The following is a 17582-nucleotide window of genomic DNA, read 5'->3' as shown; positions in this document are numbered from 1 at the left end:
TTCGAGCGCGCTCGAAGGAGTTGGCTTGGTGGTCATGAAGTACACGCAGCTCGGACGCACCGGACTCAAAGTAAGCCGCCTCGTCCTGGGGACGATGAACTTCGGCCCCCAGACCAACGAGAGCGACAGTCACGACCTCATGGACGCCGCGCTGGACGCGGGCGTCAACTTCTTCGACACCGCGAACGTCTACGGCTGGGGCGAGAACAAGGGCCGCACCGAGGAGATCCTCGGCACCTGGTTCGCCAAGGGCGGTGACCGTCGCGACAAGGTCGTGCTCGCCACCAAGGTCTACGGCAACATGGGCCCCGACGGCGAGGCGTGGCCGAACCACGACAAGCTGTCGGCCGTCAACATCCGCCGGGCCGTCGACGCCAGCCTGAAGCGGCTCCAGACGGACCACATCGACCTGTACCAGTTCCACCACGTCGACCGGGACACCCCGATCGAGGAGATCTGGCAGGCCATCGACGTACTGATCCAGCAGGGCAAGATCCTCTATGCCGGTTCCTCGAACTTCTCCGGCTACAAGATCGCCCAGGCCAACGAGCGCGCCCGGCAGCGCGGCAGCTACGGCCTGGTCAGCGAGCAGTGCATCTACAACCTGATGGAGCGCGGCGCCGAGATGGAGGTCATCCCGGCCTCCCAGGAGTACGGCCTCGGTGTCATCCCGTGGTCGCCGCTGCACGGCGGCCTGCTCAGCGGCGCCATCCGCAAGGAGCGCGAGGGCGGCGGCGCCCGCTCCACCTCCGGCCGCTCCGGCGACGCGCTGGCCGACCCGAAGGTGCGGGCGCAGGTGCAGGCGTACGAGGACCTGCTGGACAAGCACGGTCTGGAGCCCGGTGAGGTGGGCCTCGCCTGGCTGCTGACGCGGCCCGGGATCACCGGCCCGATCTCCGGCCCGCGCACGCGGGAGCAGCTCGACTCGGCGCTGCGCGCGGTGGAGCTGGAGCTGTCGGCGGAGGTGCTGGACGCGCTGGAGGAGATCTTCCCGGGCCCGGGCCCGTCGCCGGAGAACTTCGCCTGGTAGAGGCGCCTGTCAGCCGAGGGCGGCCGCCACGGCGACGACGGCGAACATCAGTACGAGCACGGCCGCCATGATGCGGTTTCTGGTCTTCGGGTCCACCCGACGAGCGTAACCGGCCCGGCATGCGCACACGCGACGCGGCCCCGCCCCGGAGAACCGGGAGCGGGGCCGCGTCGTCCGCGTACGGACGTGAACCGCTACGCCGCCGCGGCCAGCTGCTCGCGCTGCACGAAGCGGACGTGCGGGCGTCCCGGGCGCAGGTCCACCTTGAGGCGCAGACCGCCGAGGCGGGCCAGGATCACGCCGATGCCGACCGCCGCCGCGAGGGACAGCGCGCCGCCGACCACCATGCCGGTGCGGGGGCCGTACGCGTCACTGATCCACCCGACGATCGGGGCGCCCACCGGCGTACCCCCGGCGAAGACCATCATGTACAGGCTCATCACACGGCCGCGCATGGCAGGGTCGGACGCCATCTGGACGCTCGTGTTGGCGCTGATGTTGGTCGTCAGGCCGATCATGCCGATCGGCACCAGCAGGACCGCGAAGATCCAGACGTTCGGCGCGAGCGCCGCGACGATCTCCAGCAGGCCGAACGCCGTACCGGCTACGACCAGCATCCGCAGCCGCGAGGAGCGGCGGCGGGCGGCGAGCAGGGCACCGGCCAGCGAACCGGCGGCCATGAGGATGTTGAAGAACGAGTACATCCCGGCGCCGCCGTGGAAGATCTCGTCCGCGAAGGCCGTCAGCCAGATCGGGAAGTTGAAACCGAAGGTGCCGACGAAGCCGACCAGGACGATCGGCCAGATCAGCTCGGGGCGCCCGGAGACGTACCGCAGCCCCTCGCGGAGCTGCCCCTTGGCGCGCGGCACGACGAAGGACTTGTGGAGCTCACTCGTCCGCATCATCATCAGGCCGACGAGCGGGGCGAGGAACGACAGGCCGTTGAACATGAAGGCCCAGCCGCTGCCGACCGTGGTGATCAGCACACCCGCGACGGCGGGACCGATGAGCCGGGCCGACTGGAAGTTCGCCGAGTTCAGGCTGACCGCGTTGCGCAGCTGCGCGGGGCCGACCATCTCGGACACGAACGCCTGCCGGGCCGGGTTGTCGACCACGGTGACCATGCCGAGCAGGAACGCGATCAGATAGACGTGCCACACCTGGACCACGCCGGAGAGCGTGAGCACGGCGAGCACGACACCGCAGGCGCCCAGGGCGGCCTGGCTGACGAGCAGGAGCTTGCGCTTCGGCAGCCGGTCGGCGATGACGCCGCCGTACAGGCCGAACAGCAGCATGGGGAGGAACTGGAGCGCCGTGGTGATACCCACGGCGGCGGCGGACCCGGTGAGGCTCAGGACGAGCCAGTCCTGCGTGATGCGGGACATCCAGGTACCGGTGTTGGAGATCACGGCGCCCGTGGCGAACAGGCGGTAGTTGCGGATCTTCAGCGACGAGAAGGTCCCGCCGGTCTTGCTCTCGTGGGTGGAAGTCGGTGCGGGGGCGGAGTCTGCTCCGGATCCCGTACTCAAAAGGGTTCGCCTCCTCGGCGTGGACATCTTGCTGGCTGACGGGGACGGAGACGTGTCTCCTACAGGTGGGCGAGCTTCTCCAGCACGGGCGCCGCGTTGCGCAGCGTCTCCCACTCGTCCTCGTCCAGGCCCTCGGCGAGCGTGGTCAGCCAGGCGTTCCGCTTCTTGCGGCTCTCGGCGAGCATCGCCTCGGCCTGCTCGGTCTGGCTGACCATCTTCTGACGACGGTCATCGGGGTGCGGTTCCAGCCTGACCAGACCCTTCGATTCCAGCAACGCGACGATGCGGGTCATCGACGGCGGCTGTACGTGCTCCTTGCGGGCCAGCTCACCCGGGGTGGCGGAACCACAACGGGCGAGCGTCCCGAGCACCGACATCTCGGTCGGGCTCAGCGACTCGTCGACGCGCTGGTGCTTCAGGCGCCGGCCGAGCAGCATGACGGCGGAACGGAGGGAGCTCACGGCGGCGGCACTGTCGCTGTCGTGGATCAGGTCAGGCATGTTTGTTAGCGTAACTCATTACCTACTCTAAAGACCACTTGTGGTACACGCGCGAGAGCGAGATCACTCCGCCCGTCCGGATCGGCACGGGGCGTGAGGGGGCAGGTTTACCAATCGATCACCCGAACGAGTGAGTCGACGGCGGAAATTCTCGCGCGGCGGGCCGGTGGGGCGTAACCCTGCTTGGCATGGGATCGACAGTGCTCAGCCTGCGCATAGACGGTGAGCTGCTCGACCGGCTCAAGCAGCACGCCGCAAAACGCGGAATGAGCGTCCAGGACTATGTGGTCCGGACGCTCATTCGCGACGACTTCGACGAACGCTTCCAGGCGGCCGTCGACGAGACGGAGAAGTTCTACGGGCCGGAGAAGCTCTGCCCCGCGGACGGCGTGCCGGCCGAGGAGGTCAACTGACCGCCGGGGCCGGCCCGCGCCCCGCCCTTACGTGAGGCCGAGCGCCGGCATCATGTAGTAGAAGACGAAGACCGCCGACACCGCGTACATCGCCGCCGGCACCTCCCGGCCGCGGCCGGTGGCCAGCCGCAGCACGCTGAACGCGATGAAGCCGATGCCGATGCCGTTGGTGATCGAGTACGTGAACGGCATCATGACCATCGCGAGGAACGCCGGGATCGCGAGCGTGAAGTCGCTCCAGTCGATGTCCCGCACCGAGCCCGCGATGATCAGGAAGCCCACCGCCAGCAGGGCGGGGGTGGCCGCCTGCGAGGGGACCATCGTCGCCAGCGGCGTGAGGAACAGCGCCACCGTGAACAGCAGCCCGGAGACGATGCTGGCCAGGCCCGTGCGCGCGCCCTCGCCGACGCCCGCCGTGGACTCCACGAAGCAGGTCGAGGCGGAGGAGGAGGTGGCGCCACCGGCGGCGACCGCGACACCGTCCACGAGGAGCACCCGGTTGATGCCCGGGAAGTTGCCCTTGGCGTCCGTCAGCTTCGCCTCGTCGCCGACACCGAGGATGGTGCCCATCGCGTCGAAGAAGCAGGACAGCAGCACGGTGAAGACGAACAGGATGCCGGTCAGGACGCCGACCTTGTGGAAGCCGCCGAACAGGCTGAAGTGACCCAGCAGACCGAAGTCCGGGGTGGCCACGGGGTTGCCCGGCCACTTGGGCACGGTCAGCCCCCACGCCTCGCCCGGCAGGTCCGCGGCCGCGTCGATGATCAGCGCGACGACGGTCATCGCCACGATGGAGATCAGGATCGCGCCCGGCACCTTGCGGACGATCAGGATCAGGGTGAGCAGCGCGCCCAGGACGAAGACCAGGACCGGCCAGCCGTTGAGGTGGCCGTCGGAGCCGAGCTGGAGCGGCACGGTGGTGTGCGCGGCGTCCGGCATGCGGGAGACGAAGCCCGAGTCGACCAGGCCGATGAGCAGGATGAACAGGCCGATACCGATCGCGATGCCCTTGCGCAGCGAGCCCGGTACGGCGTTCATCACGCGTTCCCGCAGCCCGGTCGCGACCAGCAGCATGACCACGATGCCCGCGAGGACCACCATGCCCATGGCGTCGGGCCAGCTCATCCGGGGGGCGAGCTGGAGGGCGACGACGGTGTTGACGCCGAGGCCCGCGGCCAGCGCGATGGGCACGTTGCCGATGACACCCATGAGCAGCGTGGAGAACGCGGCGGTGAGCACGGTCGCGGTGACCAGCTGGCCGCCGTCGAGCTGGTGGCCGTACATGTCCTTCGCGCTGCCCAGGATGATCGGGTTCAGCACGATGATGTAGGCCATCGCGAAGAAGGTCGCGAATCCGCCACGGATCTCGCGGGCTACCGACGACCCCCGCTCGGAGATCTTGAAGAAGCCGTCGAGGCCGCCCGAGGACGGGGAGGGCGGAGGCGACGTGGCGTCGACCTTAGCGGTGGCCGAGGGGGACATGTATGACCTCAGTACGTACGTAGAGGGGATCAAAAGTGGTCAGCTTTGGACTTTCACACGAATAATTCGAGCCAGCCGTAAGCAGATTCAGTATGAATACATAAGGCGAAGATCGCTATCTCCGCGCGTAGACCCTTGGGCCGACTGGCCCGACGGCGTTTATATACGCGCCGCATACACTGGCCGCATGGCGAAGTGGACACCCAAGCACGAGGCACCGGAGCCCCTGGAGGGCCCGGTCGTCGCGACCATCACCGGCGGCACCATCCTCTGGTTCGTCCTCTTCCTCGTCCAGATCCCCTTCTACGGCTGGTACGACGACCACGGCCACCTGTGGTGGGTGTGGACCTGCCTGGCGGGCGCGGGCCTCGGCCTGATCGGCATCTGGTACGTACGGGGCCGTGACGCGGCCCTCAAGCGCGCGGCCGCCGCCGCGGCGGCCCAGGGCGACTGAGCCCCCGTACGACCACGGGACGATTCCCGTCCTCCCCCGGTACGGTCTTCGTCCGCTCCGGCGGGTGCCCCGGACCATCCGCCCGTACCGTCGGAACCATGACGCAGCGGGCATCCGAACTTCCCGGGGAGCAGCGCGCCGGCGCTCCCGGACGCGGGCTGACGGCGACCGAGGTCGCCGAGCGCATATCGCGGGGCGAGGTCAACGACGTACCGGTGCGGTCCTCGCGGTCGCTGACCGAGATCGTCCGGGCCAACGTCTTCACCCGCTTCAACCTGATCATCGGCGTGCTCTGGGTGATCATGCTGGCCGTCGCGCCGATCCAGGACAGCCTGTTCGGCTTCGTGATCATCGCCAACACCGGTATCGGCATCGTCCAGGAGTGGCGGGCCAAGAAGACGCTGGACAGCCTCGCGGTCATCGGCGAGTCGAAACCCGTCGTCCGGCGCGACGGGAAGGCCGCCGGGATCCACACCTCCGAGATCGTCCTCGGCGACCTGGTCGAGCTGGGCCCCGGGGACAAGGTCGTCGTGGACGGCACGGTCGCCGAGGCGGACGGCCTGGAGGTGGACGAGTCCCTGCTCACCGGTGAGGCGGACCCGGTCCTCAAGAAGACCGGCGACACGGTGATGTCCGGCAGCTTCGTGGTCGCCGGCGGCGGCGCGTTCACCGCGACGAAGGTCGGACGCGAGGCGTACGCCGCCCAGCTCGCCGAGGAGGCGTCCCGCTTCACGCTCGTCCGGTCGGAGCTGCGCAGCGGCATCTCGACCATCCTGAAGTACATCACCTGGATGATGGTGCCGACCGCGACCGCCCTGGTGATCAGCCAGCTGGTGGTCAAGGAGCACAATTTCAAGGACTCCGTCGCCCGCACCGTCGGCGGGATCGTCCCGATGATCCCGGAGGGCCTGGTCCTGCTGACCTCGGTGGCCTTCGCGATCGGGGTCGTACGCCTGGGCCGCAAGCAGTGCCTGGTGCAGGAGCTGCCCGCCATCGAGGGCCTGGCCCGCGTCGACGTCGTCTGCCTGGACAAGACCGGCACGCTCACCGAGGGCGGCATGGACGTCACGGAGCTGCGCGCGCTGGGCGGCTCCGAAGAACCGTATCTGCGCCGCGTCCTGGGGGCCTTCGGCGCGTCCGAGCCCCGGCCGAACGCCAGCCTCCAGGCCATCATCGACGCCTACCCGGCCCCGGCGGACAGCGGCTGGACGACCACCGGAACGCTGCCCTTCTCCTCCGCCCGCAAGTACAGCGGCGCCTCCTTCACCGAGGACGGCGGCGCCTCCTCCGCCTGGCTGCTCGGCGCGCCCGACGTGCTGCTGTCCGAGGAGGACCCGGCGCTCGCGGAGATCGGGCACCTCAACGAACAGGGCCTCCGGGTGCTGCTGCTCGCCCGGGCGCGGGGCGAGCTGGACGCGCCGGACGCGGCCGAGGGGGCGGAGCCGGCCGCCCTCGTCGTACTGGAACAGCGGCTGCGGCCCGACGCGGGGCGGACCCTCGCGTACTTCGGCGAGCAGCGGGTCGCCACGAAGGTGATCTCCGGCGACAACGCGGTCTCGGTCGGCGCGGTGGCCGCGAAGCTCGGGATGGAGGGCGCGGAGCACCCGCTGGACGCGCGCCGGATGCCGGAGGACAGGGACGAGATGGCCACCGCGATGGAGCAGAACGCGGTGTTCGGCCGGGTCACCCCGCAGCAGAAACGGGAGATGGTCGCCGCCCTCCAGTCGCGCGGCCACACGGTCGCGATGACCGGCGACGGCGTCAACGACGTCCTCGCGCTGAAGGACGCCGACATCGGCGTCTCCATGGGCTCGGGCTCCGAGGCGACGCGTGCGGTCGCCCAGATCGTGCTGCTGAACAACAGCTTCGCGACCCTGCCGTCCGTGGTCGCCGAGGGCCGCCGCGTGATCGGCAACATCACCCGGGTCGCCACCCTGTTCCTGACGAAGACCGTGTACTCGGTGCTGCTCGCCGTCCTGGTGGTCTGCTTCCAGGTCGAGTACCCGTTCCTGCCCCGCCACCTGACCCTGCTGTCGACGCTGACGATCGGCGTCCCGGCGTTCTTCCTGGCCCTCGCCCCGAACAAGGAGCGCGCACAGCCGCACTTCGTACGCCGCGTCATGCGGTACGCGATCCCCTCGGGCGTCATCGCCGCCGTCGCGACCTTCGTGACGTACCTGATCGCCGGGCACCACTACTCCGGTACGGGCGCGCTGGACGCGGAGACGAGCGCGGCCACGCTCACGCTGTTCCTGGTCTCGATGTGGGTCCTGGCGATCATCGCCCGCCCGTACACCTGGTGGCGGATCTGCCTGGTGGCCGCGATGGGCCTGGCGTTCCTGGTGGTGCTCGCGGTGCCGTGGCTCCAGGACTTCTTCGCGCTGAAGCTGGTGGGCAGCCAGATGCCGTGGACGGCGGTGGGCATCGCGGTGGTGGCGTCGGTGGCGCTGGAGTACGCGTGGCGGCTGGTGGGCCGCCGCTTCGGAGGGTGAAACGGCGGCCCTGGCCGGACTACTTCACGTCGACGTAGTCACCCGTGGCGGTGGCGGCCGGGGTGGTGGACGTACCGGCGAAGCTGTAGCGCCAGTAGCCGTCGACCGACGCCTTGACGGTGGTCTTCGCGTCGCCCTTGCTGTTCGTCTTGACGGTCTTCACCGTGGTGTAGGTGCTGCTGCCCTTCTTGCGGAACTGCAGCTTCACGGACTGGTTCGTGTAGCCGTGGTACTTGAAGTCGTCCCAGTTGGCACGCGAGAGCCAGCCGGTGACGGTGATGGTGTTGCCCTTCTTCACCGGCTCGGGGGATGCGTTGACGGTCTGTCGCGACGCCCGCTGGAACTTGAAGGAGCGGGCCTTCTCGGTCCAGATGTAGTCGCCGTCGTTGGCGTCCACCCACGCGTCCACGTACCAGGTCCCCGCGTAGTCGTTGGAGTACGGGAGATCGACCTTCGGGTCGACGGAGAACGTCGCCGAGCAGGTGCTGCCGGAGCACGTGGTCTTGCTGGACATGTAGCCGAAGCCCGGCCCGTGCACGCTGATGTCGGCGCCCGCGATCCCGGAGTCGTCCTTCGCCGTCACGGAGACGGTGAACTTCTTGACCAGGCTGGTGCCGACGACCACGTTCTTGCCGCCGTTGACCGTGACCTTGGTGATGGCGGTGTCGCCGTAACCGCCGTCGGCCTGGGCGGCCGGCACGGCGAGGGCGGTCAGGGCCAGGGTGCCGACGGCGACGGCGGCGGTTGTGCGCATGCGCATGTGTGTTTCCCCGCGGGAAAGGGCCCGGTCCGCACGCGGACCGTACGGGCCGATGGTCGGTCGAGTCGGGACGACTCAACAGACCAGACGGGTGAACGATGTGAACGGTTGTGCAGGATTTGAAGATTCTGCGGAGATCGCCCAAATCGCTGTATAGGCCACGGGTATGGGGGCCTCGGGTGTACGGCCCGCGGCAGGAGCCACCGCTCAGTCGAACCAGCGGTCCCGGGCCAGTTCCCGCGTGCGGGACGGGTCCTCCAGGAGCGCCGCGACCTCGAAGCGGCGGGGCCACTGGCCGGAGGCCCAGGCCAGGCCCGCCGCGACGCCCTCCAGCGTCGCGGCGTGCACCACGCCGTCCGGGGTGCGCCGCCAGTCCAGCTCCACGCCGCCCGCGCGGAGTTCGTCGTGTTCGACGTACGTGTCCGGGGTGGCGGGCCCCAGCAGGACGCGCACGGACTCGGGCACCTCGTGCTCCTCGCCGTCGCTCGTGACCCCGGCCTCCACGCTCTCGCCGAGCCGCCGCACCTGGAACAGCTCGGCCAGCTCCGCCGCGTGGGCCGGGGCGACCGGCAGCAGCGGCAGCCCGCCGGTGAGCGGCAGCAGGTCCGGCGCGTCCGCGATCACCGCGTCCGCCGCCTCGACCACCCGCACCTCGCCGTCCACGACCGCCCGCAACTCGTCCGGCAGCGTGACCTGTTCCGGGTCGAGCGCGGACAGCGCCGTGTACAGCGCGTGCAGGTGGACGGCGGTGACCGGGCGGTCCTCGTCGGCGAGCCGGCCCAGGAGCTCGGCGGCCCCGCCCGGCTCGTCCAGGAGGGCGTCGACCGAGGTCCGTACGCCCAGGGCGCGCAGCACCTCGGCGTCCTCGAAGCCGGTCGCGTCGGCGGAGTCGTACAGCCCCGCGAGCCGGGGGTCGCCGCCGTGGGTGCGCAGGCCCGCCGGGCGGCGGCCGTCGAGCACCGGGTGGTCGCGCAGCCACCAGGCGGTGTACGGGCGGACGGACTCCGTGGTGCCGTCCGGGAGCAGCACCCGGACCGGCTGGGTGAGCGCGTCCCGCAGCGGCGGCTGCGCGAGCATCGCGAGGACCTGCGGCCAGGCGTCGTCGTCCACCAGGTCCAGATCGCGTACGGCGACGAGCTCGGTGGCGACCGGCGGCACCGGGCTGTCGGGGAGCTGGTCGAGGATGTCCTCGCACCACACGTCCACGGCGTCCAGCAGCCCGGCGTCGTCCGGCTCCGCGAAATCGCCGTCCCTGGGCTCCAGTTCGTCCGGGTCGAGGACGACATCGGTGGCCCGAACGAGCGCGAAGGTGGCGAGCACCCCGCAGGCGGTGAGCGGTTGTTCGCCCCAGCGCTCGGCCAGCTCCGCGTCGCACAGCGCGAGTTCGCCCTCGCGCATGACTCCGGCGAACGGGCTGTCCGGCAGCACGAGTTCCCCGGCGGGGGCGAGCTCGCCGTCCTCGTCGGGCAGTGCGAGCGCACCGAGCCAGGGCTCCTCGCCGGGCTCCAGAGCGGCGTCCCGGACCAGCGTGAGCACGGTCTCCACCAGCTCGTCGCCGTCGAGCGCGTCCTCGTCCCAGACCTCCCCCGCGTCCAGCGACCCGGCGACGGCCGCCCGCACCTGCGGGGTCGTCAGCACGGCGCGCGGCGTGGCGGGCAGGGCCCCCAGCTTCTCCAGGAGCGGGTGCGCGGCGTCCGGGTGCGCGACCTTGAGCCCGAGCCGGCCGAGGCGGTCGAGAACGGGGCCGGACAGGGCGTCCGGCAGGGGGAGCAGGACCTGGCGGGGGCCGATGGTGGTGCGGGCGGGCGCGTCCGGGGTGGCGCCGGCCAGGGGCACGGGAAGCCCCGAGAGCCGGTCCGGGTCCACCCCGGCCAGGCTGTCGTAGAGCCGGCGCCACCAGGCCGGTTCGCGTTCCAGGCCGGCCAGGCGGTCGATCGCCTCGGTCAGCGGGACGCGGGCGACGCCGAGCGTGCGCAGCTCGACGCGCCGTTCCAGCCCCGCCGGGAGCAGGCACGGCAGCACCTCGGCCAGCACGGCGACCGTCAGCGCTCCGGCCCCCTCCACCACCTCGGCCTCGACGGGACGCAGCCCGACGGTCTCCTTGCGGACGTCCTCGTCCCCGTCCCAGCCCTCCCAGCGCTCCGGCTCGGCGGCCGGGTCGCGCGGGGCGGCGGGCTCCAGGAACGCCACGCGCGGCAGCCGCTCCAGGATCGCGCCGCGCAGGGCGCCGTCCAGTCCGCCCTGTCCGAGCGGGCCCGGGACCAGGGAGATCGTCGCGACGGACACCGGCTCCCAGTCGCCGAGCAGCTCCGCGTACGCGTCGGCGGCGCGCTGCACCAGGAAATCGGTGAGCGGTCCGGGGGCGGGGTGCCTGCGGGTGGTGTCCAGCGGCAGCGAGGCGATGAGCAGCGCGGGCAGGCCGAGCGGTTCGTCGGTGGGCGTCGGCGCGTGGACGACGGGTGCGGTACGGGGGTGGACCGGGGCGCCTTCCGCGTCCACCGGGACGGCCCAGGTCACCGACCAGTGCGGGCGGAGGCGTTCCTCCAGCGGACGGTCGGCGAGCAGGGCGGGCTCGACCGGGCCCTGGTGGACGGCGGTGCGCCAGCGGTGCGTGCCGTGCGCGGAGTCCTCGATGTGCGTGTACGGGCCGTGCTGGGAGCGGCGGAGGGTGCGTACGCCCTCCGGGGTCTCCACGACCACCTCTTCCAGGCCGGTGAGTGTGAGGAGCAGGGCGTCGTCCACGGCGGCCAGCAGCCGTTCGACCAGGTCCTCGGCGACGCCGTCCCGCAGGGGGAGCACGACGACCGTGTCGTAGCCGTCGGGCGCGGTGCCCTCGGCGGGCAGCGGGAGGCGCAGCAGCGGTACGTGGCCGTCGCGGCGGCGCAGTTCGTCGCCCAGGCCGGGGCTTCCGACGGCGGCCTCCCGGGCGAGTTCGCGGGCCTCCGCCAGGGACCAGCGGACGCCGCCGTGCCGGCCGGTGACCGCCGGCTCGTCGCTCACCGCGAGCACGGCGGCGAACCCGACGCCGAACCGGCCCACGGCGCCCTCGTGTCCCTCGCGCTTCGCGGACGCGCGCAGCGTGGACAGCGACTCGACGCCGGTGGCGTCCAGGGGCGCGCCGGTGTTCGCCGCGGCGAGGACGGCGGGGGTGCCGTCGGTGGCGGGGCGGAGGGTGAGCCTCAGGCGGCCGGGGACTCCGGCGCGGGCGGCGGCGTCGGCGGCGTTCTGGGCCAGCTCGACCACGAGGCGGTCGCGGTAGCCGCCGAGCGCGAGGTCCTCCTCGGCGTTGGCGTCCTCCCGGAACCGGGCCGGTCCCGCGCCCCAGGCGGCGAGCACGCCACGCCGCAGCCGGGCGGTGCCGAACGGGTCGCCCTCCGTCGCGTTGATGCCCATGGGGGTACTCCCTCTGCCGGTGCCGGTAACGCGTACCCCGCGAAGCTACCGGGTACCGCCCGGGCCCTCCGACTCGCCGTCCCCCGGGGGTGCGCGATCCCACCCCAAGGGTTCCGTCCTCAATCGCCGGACGGGCTGGATCCACGCGGGCCGCGCACGGGTCCGCAAGGGGCCCCACCGCATCCGAAGGCCGACACCGGCCCCATCGGGGCCGGCCGGCCCTTCAAGCCCGTCCGGCGTTCGAGGGCGGAACCGGTCCGCCGGAGCAACCCGAGCCCGCGTGGGCCCGGGCGCCCGCCCGGCTACGCGGGCCCCGGCTCCTCCGAGCCCCCGGAGGCGGGAGCCTCACCGTGCAGCGGGTACTCGTCCACCCGCACCGTGTCCAGCCGGTGCGGCACCGCCGCAGGCGGCTTCGGCATGACCGCCGCCTCCGAGTGCCCCCCGCACCCGTACGACAGCGACACCACGTGCCCGTCCGCCGGGCCGAACTCGTTCGCGCACACCCCGAACGCCTGCCGCAGCGAGCCCGCCAGCGGCATCAGGAAGGCGCACGACGCGCACGACGCCGGCGCGGCCTGCGCCATCGGCGTCTTCGGGCCGAACTCCTCGTCCCAGCGGTCCGCCGCCGCGTGCAGCCCGTAACGGGACAGCACCCGCGCCCGCCGCAGGCCCAGCTCTTCCGCGACCGCCGCGATCGACCCGCGCAGCGGCGCCTTCGGGCGCGTCGTCAGCTCCGCGTCCTCCACGTCGACGACGTCGGCCAGCTCACCGGTGACCGCGGCGACCACCGAGTTCGGCGGGACCTCGTCCGCGCCGGTGTACCCCGGCTCCAGCCGGAGGTCGTCCGCCTCGGTCGGCAGCAGGTCGCCCGGCCCCATGTCGCCCGGCCGCAGCCGCTCGCTCCACGGCACCCACTCCGGCGCGAGCAGCGCGTCGCTGCCCGGCAGCAGCACGGTCTCGTCCAGCGTGACGTTCTTCGCGCGGGAGGCGCGGGCGACCGTCACGGCCCAGCGCCAGCCCCGGTAGCCGGGGTCCTTGCACTCGAAGTAATGCGTGACGACCCGGTCCCCCTCGGAGACCACCGCCACATGCTCACCCACGACCCCCGGCGCGGCCGCCTCCTCAGCCGCCGCGCGGGCGAGGTCTACCGCCTCGGCGCACAGACGGTCGGGAGCGGGGGTACGGGCGGTACGGGCCGTACGGCCTCGCGTCGTCGCAGCACTCACAGGTCTCGCTTCTCTCCTACGCCAGTCTCACGAGCGCGCCAACACATCGACCATCGATTTCGGCCATACGGTCGCGGACGGAGCGGACCTGGGGGCCGCGTCGACGTCCACACCCGTTGAGCCGAGCTCGGGCACGCCTTCCACGATCCATTCTGCGGGATCGCCGAGAGGCGCGCGGCCGAGAACAACCGCCGGTGGCGCGCTACGCACGCTACCCTCTCCGCCGCTCCCCGCCCACCTGCCGTCCGAAACGCCGCCGTATCCGCACCCCGGACCGGCCTCCGCGCACAGCCGTTCCCCGCCTCGCGCCGCGCCCCGCGACCCGGCCGGGCACTGACCCGACGGGGCGGTCCCGACCGCGCCCCGCCGGGAGACCGGTTCGCCCGGCCCGGTCCTGGGGCACTATGACCAAGTGGCTTCTGCCAGGTCGCACGACGGTCCCGGCCCGCTCCGCAGTGCGGGCCGGTCGATCGGTCATGCCCTGCGCGTCCCCTTCACCGGCACCGCCCGGGGCATCCGCAGGGCGACGCACGCGCACGGCGCCGGTGAGAGCGGCCTCGGCAAGCTGATCGAGCTGCACGCGGTGAACGGCGCGGGCGATGTGATGATCACCGTCGCGCTCGCGTCCACCGTGTTCTTCTCCGTACCGACGGACCAGGCGCGCGGCCGGGTCGCGCTGTACCTCGCGGTGACGATGGCGCCGTTCATCCTGCTGGCCCCCGTCATCGGCCCGCTGCTGGACCACCTGCCGCACGGCCGCCGCGCCGCGATGGCGGGTTCCATGCTGGCGCGGGCGGTGCTGGCGCTGACCATGTCGGGCGCCGTCGCCACCGGCGGCCTGGAGCTGTACCCGGCGGCACTCGGCGTGCTGGTCTGCTCGAAGGCGTACGGGGTGGTGCGCAGCGCCGTCGTGCCACGGCTGCTGCCGCCGAAGTTCTCGCTGGTGAAGGCCAACTCGCGGGTGACCCTCGCCGGGCTGCTGGCCACCGGGGCCGCCGCGCCCGTCGGTGCGGGGCTCCAGACGATCGGCCCGCAGTGGCCGCTGTACGGCGCGTGCGCGATCTTCGTCGGCGGTGGAATGCTGGCGTTCACGCTGCCGCCCAAGGTCGACTCGGCGAAGGGGGAGCGCCGGGCGCAGCTCGTACCGCCGCACGGCGAGGACGCGCCGCGGCCGCCCTCCACCAAGGCGGGGACCAAGGGCGGGGCCAAGGCCAAGGGCCGCGAGCGGCGGCCGGGGCTGCGGTCGGTCGGCCCGTCCGTGCTGCACGGCCTCCAGGCCAACGCGGCGCACCGCGCGCTCTCCGGGTTCCTGATCTTCTTCCTGGCGTTCCTGCTGCGCGAGCACCCGCTCGCCGGGCAGAGCGCCGCGATCTCCCTGGGCATCGTCGGCGTGGCGGCGGGCGTGGGCAACGCGCTGGGCACGGCGGTGGGCTCCTGGCTGCGGGCGCGCGGACCGGAGATCATCATCGCCTCGGTGCTGGGCCTGGCCCTGGGCGTGGCGATCCTGGCGGCGGTCTTCTTCTCGACGGTCATGGTGGCCGCGCTCGCCGCGACGGCGGGCCTGACGCAGGCACTGTCGAAGCTGTCGCTCGACGCGATGATCCAGCGCGATGTGCCGGAGGAGGTGCGGACCTCCGCGTTCGCCCGCTCCGAGACGCTGCTCCAGATGGCCTGGGTGGCGGGCGGCGCGATCGGCATCGCCCTCCCCCTCAACGGCGTACTGGGCATGTCCGTCGCCGCCGGGCTGCTGGCACTGGGCGCCTCCGCCTCCGTACGGGGGCTGCTGGGCGCCGCGCGGCGCGGCTCGCCGCACCCCCGCGTGGCGTGAGCGGGAGCGACCGATAGCCTTCGGCCCATGACCGTTGCGTTCTTCTCCGGTAAGGGCCGTCGAATCGGCGTCGCTCTTGGTGCCGTGTCCGCGGGACTCCTCGTCCTCTCCGCCTGCGACAAGCCGACGCCGCTCGCCACCGTGACGGTCGGCGACAACTCGGTGAGCTCCGAGGCCGCCTGCTACAACGACGGCGACGCCCTCAAGAACTCCGAGGCCGAGAAGTGCCTCAACAAGAAGGCGGAGAAGACCGTCAAGGTCTCGATGTCGGACACGGTCCACTTCGGGGTCGACCCGGAGGTCGCGGACAACGGCTGGACGCTCTTCATCGAGGGCCAGCGCGGCGAGCCGGAGCCGTTCAAGAAGACCTACCGGTCCATCTCGGGCAGCGCCTTCTTCTCCAGCCAGAGCCAGACGGGCGCGCCGGCCCCGAAGAACACGCAGATCAGCATCGTGGAGACCAAGGGCGCGAAGGTGATCGGCATCTGGCACTTCAAGCTGGAGAAGACCGACTGACGTGCGTGTACTCGTCGTGACCGCGGTCCCGGTGGAACGGGACGCGGTCACGCGTGCGTACGGGGCCGAGCCGGCGGCCCACTGGATCCGCGGCGCGGAGATCCACCGCGCCGGCCCCCTGGACGTGCTCGCGGGCGGCGCGGGCCCGGCCGCCGCGGCGGCGTCCACGGCGTTCGCGCTGGCGGCGGACCGCTACGACCTGGTGATCTCAGCGGGCATCGGGGGCGGATTCGCGCCGGCCGCGCCGGTCGGCTCGCTGGCCGTCTCCCGCCGCATCGTGGCGGCGGACCTGGGCGCCGAGACCTCCGCGGGCTTCGTGCCCGTGACCGAGCTCGGCTTCGGCCGCGCCGCGCACTTCCCGCCCCGCTCCCTCGTCCGCGCCGCCGCCGGGGCGACCGGGGCGGCGACCGGTGACATCCTCACCGTCTCCACCGTCACCGGCACGGCGGACCGCACCGCCGCCCTGCTGGCCGCCCACCCGCACGCCGTCGCCGAGGCCATGGAGGGCTTCGGGGTCGCCGAGGCGGCGGACCTGGCCGGCACACCGGTCCTGGAGATCAGGGCCGTGTCGAACACCGTCGGCCCGCGCGACCGCGACGCCTGGCGCATCGGCGACGCGCTGACCGCGCTGACCGAGGCGTTCGGCAAGCTCATACCCGTACTGGAAGGCTGGACCCGCCATGACCGAGACGACACCGCAGGCTGACGCGCTGCGCATCGCCTTCTCGCCCTGCCCGAACGACACGTTCGTCTTCGACGCCTGGGCGCACGGCAGGGTCCCCGGCGCGCCGGCGCTGGACGTCACGTTCGCGGACATCGACATCACCAACGGCATGGCCGAGCGCGGCGAGCTGGACGTGCTCAAGGTGTCGTACGCGGTGCTGCCCTGGGTCCTGGAGGAGTACGCGCTGCTGCCGTGCGGCGGCGCGCTGGGCCGGGGCTGCGGCCCGCTCGTCCTCACCCGCGAGGCGGGCACCGACCTGACCGGGAAGACCGTCGCCGTACCGAGCGAGCGCTCGACCGCTTACCTCCTCTTCCGCCTCTGGGCCGCCGACGTGGTGCCGGGCGGGGTCGGCGAGATCGTCGTCATGCCGTTCGACGAGATCATGCCCGCGGTCCGGGACGGCAAGGTCGACGCCGGTCTGGTCATCCACGAGGCGCGCTTCACGTACCAGAACTTCGGCCTGCACAACCTGGCCGACATGGGCCGGCACTGGGAGGACACCACCGGCCTGCCGATCCCGCTCGGCGCCATCATCGCGAAGCGCTCGCTGGGCGCGGACCGGCTGAAGCTGCTCGCCGAATCGGCCCGCGCCTCGGTCCGGATGGCGTGGGACGACCCGGAGACCTCCCGTCCGTACGTCCTCGCCCACGCCCAGGAGATGGACCCGTCCGTCGCGGACCAGCACATCGGCCTGTACGTGAACGAGTTCACCGCGGACCTGGGCGAGGACGGTTACGCGGCGGTCCGCGGCCTGCTGACCCGCGCGGCGGCCGAGGGCCTGGTCCCGCCGCTGGCGCCGGACGCGCTGTCTTTCGTCTGAGCGCACGCTTCCTTCACGTACCGCACGCCACGGACGCGCTGCGGGGTGACATGGTTGACCGGCCGGCGCGTCCGACGCCGGCAATCAACCCTGGGGGGTTTCCACATGCGTACCCGCACCGCCGCGGCCTCCGCGGCCGTCGTCCTGCTCACTCTGCTGGGCTCGACCGCCTGCTCGGCCGCTTCGGACGACGCGTCGCCGTCCTCGGAGACCGGGCAGCCGGCCCGGAGCAAGCCCGCGATCGACCCGTCGGAGTGCGCGGGTCCCGCCGACAGGACGCCGGAGGAATGCGAGATCCACGAGTCCTTCGCGGTGATCGAGGAGGGGGTCCCGGCCGAGGGGATGCCGACAATGGCGCCCAGCGACTAGGCAGCAGAGAAGGAGGTGGGTGCCCCCGGCCGGGGGTACCCCCCCC

At 72.2% G+C, this 17582-nt stretch carries 15 protein-coding genes; 9 read left to right on the top strand and 6 right to left on the bottom strand.

Annotated elements, in window-relative coordinates:
- Positions 1–34 precede the first annotated feature (34 nt).
- Positions 35–1030 (top strand): aldo/keto reductase, encoded by a 996-nt coding sequence (locus tag ACN6LM_RS15210; RefSeq protein WP_445065887.1) that lies wholly within the window; start codon positions 35–37, stop codon positions 1028–1030.
- Between the two features lie 194 nt (positions 1031–1224).
- Here the strand turns inward: ACN6LM_RS15210 and ACN6LM_RS15205 are convergent, their stop codons facing one another.
- Both ACN6LM_RS15205 and ACN6LM_RS15200 read right to left on the bottom strand, forming a co-directional pair.
- The gene (locus tag ACN6LM_RS15205) at positions 1225–2559 is read right to left on the bottom strand and encodes an MFS transporter (protein WP_445065886.1); all 1335 of its coding nucleotides are present in this window, start codon (positions 2557–2559) and stop codon (positions 1225–1227) included.
- 59 nt (positions 2560–2618) lie between these two features.
- Entirely contained in the window at positions 2619–3059 is a 441-nt protein-coding gene (locus ACN6LM_RS15200) for a MarR family winged helix-turn-helix transcriptional regulator (protein ID WP_018101514.1), read from the bottom strand.
- A 188-nt stretch (positions 3060–3247) separates the two neighbouring features.
- Between ACN6LM_RS15200 and ACN6LM_RS15195 the strand changes: the two genes are divergently transcribed.
- Entirely contained in the window at positions 3248–3472 is a 225-nt protein-coding gene (locus ACN6LM_RS15195; RefSeq protein ID WP_203600613.1) for a hypothetical protein, read from the top strand.
- A gap of 27 nt (positions 3473–3499) precedes the next feature.
- Here ACN6LM_RS15195 and ACN6LM_RS15190 read toward each other — a convergent pair whose 3' ends face one another.
- Positions 3500–4954, bottom strand: a complete 1455-nt coding sequence (locus ACN6LM_RS15190; protein WP_445065885.1) for an NCS2 family permease — start codon at positions 4952–4954, stop codon at positions 3500–3502.
- A gap of 187 nt (positions 4955–5141) precedes the next feature.
- On the opposite strand from ACN6LM_RS15190, the gene ACN6LM_RS15185 reads away from it, so the two are divergent.
- Positions 5142–5408: a DUF2530 domain-containing protein gene (locus ACN6LM_RS15185; protein ID WP_445065884.1), complete on the top strand. Its 267-nt coding sequence runs from the start codon at positions 5142–5144 to the stop codon at positions 5406–5408.
- A 98-nt stretch (positions 5409–5506) separates the two neighbouring features.
- A complete protein-coding gene (locus ACN6LM_RS15180; RefSeq protein WP_445065883.1) occupies positions 5507–7900 on the top strand; it encodes a cation-translocating P-type ATPase in 2394 nt (797 codons plus the stop codon).
- A 19-nt stretch (positions 7901–7919) separates the two neighbouring features.
- On the opposite strand, the gene ACN6LM_RS15175 is transcribed toward ACN6LM_RS15180, so the two are convergent.
- From ACN6LM_RS15175 to ACN6LM_RS15165, 3 genes are all read right to left on the bottom strand, one after another.
- Positions 7920–8660, bottom strand: coding sequence for a calcium-binding protein (locus tag ACN6LM_RS15175; RefSeq protein WP_445065882.1), 741 nt, complete (start codon positions 8658–8660; stop codon positions 7920–7922).
- A 207-nt stretch (positions 8661–8867) separates the two neighbouring features.
- The gene (locus ACN6LM_RS15170; RefSeq protein ID WP_445065881.1) at positions 8868–12053 is read right to left on the bottom strand and encodes a sacsin N-terminal ATP-binding-like domain-containing protein; all 3186 of its coding nucleotides are present in this window, start codon (positions 12051–12053) and stop codon (positions 8868–8870) included.
- A gap of 302 nt (positions 12054–12355) precedes the next feature.
- Positions 12356–13279 (bottom strand): DUF3027 domain-containing protein, encoded by a 924-nt coding sequence (locus tag ACN6LM_RS15165; RefSeq protein WP_445065880.1) that lies wholly within the window; start codon positions 13277–13279, stop codon positions 12356–12358.
- A gap of 412 nt (positions 13280–13691) precedes the next feature.
- Between ACN6LM_RS15165 and ACN6LM_RS15160 the strand changes: the two genes are divergently transcribed.
- The 5 genes from ACN6LM_RS15160 to ACN6LM_RS15140 all read left to right on the top strand — a co-directional run bounded on the left by ACN6LM_RS15160 (position 13692) and on the right by ACN6LM_RS15140 (position 17536).
- Entirely contained in the window at positions 13692–15107 is a 1416-nt protein-coding gene (locus tag ACN6LM_RS15160; RefSeq protein WP_445065879.1) for an MFS transporter, read from the top strand.
- 27 nt (positions 15108–15134) lie between these two features.
- Positions 15135–15623, top strand: a complete 489-nt coding sequence (locus ACN6LM_RS15155) for a DUF2771 domain-containing protein (RefSeq protein ID WP_445065878.1) — start codon at positions 15135–15137, stop codon at positions 15621–15623.
- 1 nt (position 15624) lies between these two features.
- Positions 15625–16329 (top strand): futalosine hydrolase, encoded by a 705-nt coding sequence (locus ACN6LM_RS15150; RefSeq protein ID WP_445065877.1) that lies wholly within the window; start codon positions 15625–15627, stop codon positions 16327–16329.
- Positions 16304–17167 (top strand): 1,4-dihydroxy-6-naphthoate synthase, encoded by an 864-nt coding sequence (locus tag ACN6LM_RS15145; RefSeq protein ID WP_445065876.1) that lies wholly within the window; start codon positions 16304–16306, stop codon positions 17165–17167. The genes ACN6LM_RS15150 and ACN6LM_RS15145 overlap by 26 nt, the downstream gene beginning before the upstream one ends.
- 105 nt (positions 17168–17272) lie before the next feature.
- On the top strand, positions 17273–17536 hold the full coding sequence (locus ACN6LM_RS15140; RefSeq protein WP_445065875.1) for a hypothetical protein: 264 nt from the start codon (positions 17273–17275) through the stop codon (positions 17534–17536).
- The last annotated feature ends 46 nt before the right edge of the window (positions 17537–17582 follow it).

It is taken from the genome of Streptomyces sp. SAS_281 (assembly GCF_052542855.1).
This window is presented reverse-complemented; position numbering and strand designations above follow the sequence as displayed.

What these genes read in the sequence shown, in the direction of transcription:
- ACN6LM_RS15140 (WP_445065875.1), top strand. Translation starts at nt 17,273, where the DNA reads ATGCGTACCCGCACCGCCGCGGCCTCCGCGGCCGTCGTCCTGCTCACT.
- ACN6LM_RS15180 (WP_445065883.1), top strand. Translation starts at nt 5,507, where the DNA reads ATGACGCAGCGGGCATCCGAACTTCCCGGGGAGCAGCGCGCCGGCGCT.
- ACN6LM_RS15210 (WP_445065887.1), top strand. Translation starts at nt 35, where the DNA reads ATGAAGTACACGCAGCTCGGACGCACCGGACTCAAAGTAAGCCGCCTC.
- ACN6LM_RS15190 (WP_445065885.1), bottom strand. Translation starts at nt 4,954, where the DNA reads ATGTCCCCCTCGGCCACCGCTAAGGTCGACGCCACGTCGCCTCCGCCC.
- ACN6LM_RS15195 (WP_203600613.1), top strand. Translation starts at nt 3,248, where the DNA reads ATGGGATCGACAGTGCTCAGCCTGCGCATAGACGGTGAGCTGCTCGAC.
- ACN6LM_RS15175 (WP_445065882.1), bottom strand. Translation starts at nt 8,660, where the DNA reads ATGCGCATGCGCACAACCGCCGCCGTCGCCGTCGGCACCCTGGCCCTG.
- ACN6LM_RS15145 (WP_445065876.1), top strand. Translation starts at nt 16,304, where the DNA reads ATGACCGAGACGACACCGCAGGCTGACGCGCTGCGCATCGCCTTCTCG.
- ACN6LM_RS15200 (WP_018101514.1), bottom strand. Translation starts at nt 3,059, where the DNA reads ATGCCTGACCTGATCCACGACAGCGACAGTGCCGCCGCCGTGAGCTCC.
- ACN6LM_RS15155 (WP_445065878.1), top strand. Translation starts at nt 15,135, where the DNA reads ATGACCGTTGCGTTCTTCTCCGGTAAGGGCCGTCGAATCGGCGTCGCT.
- ACN6LM_RS15185 (WP_445065884.1), top strand. Translation starts at nt 5,142, where the DNA reads ATGGCGAAGTGGACACCCAAGCACGAGGCACCGGAGCCCCTGGAGGGC.
- ACN6LM_RS15170 (WP_445065881.1), bottom strand. Translation starts at nt 12,053, where the DNA reads ATGGGCATCAACGCGACGGAGGGCGACCCGTTCGGCACCGCCCGGCTG.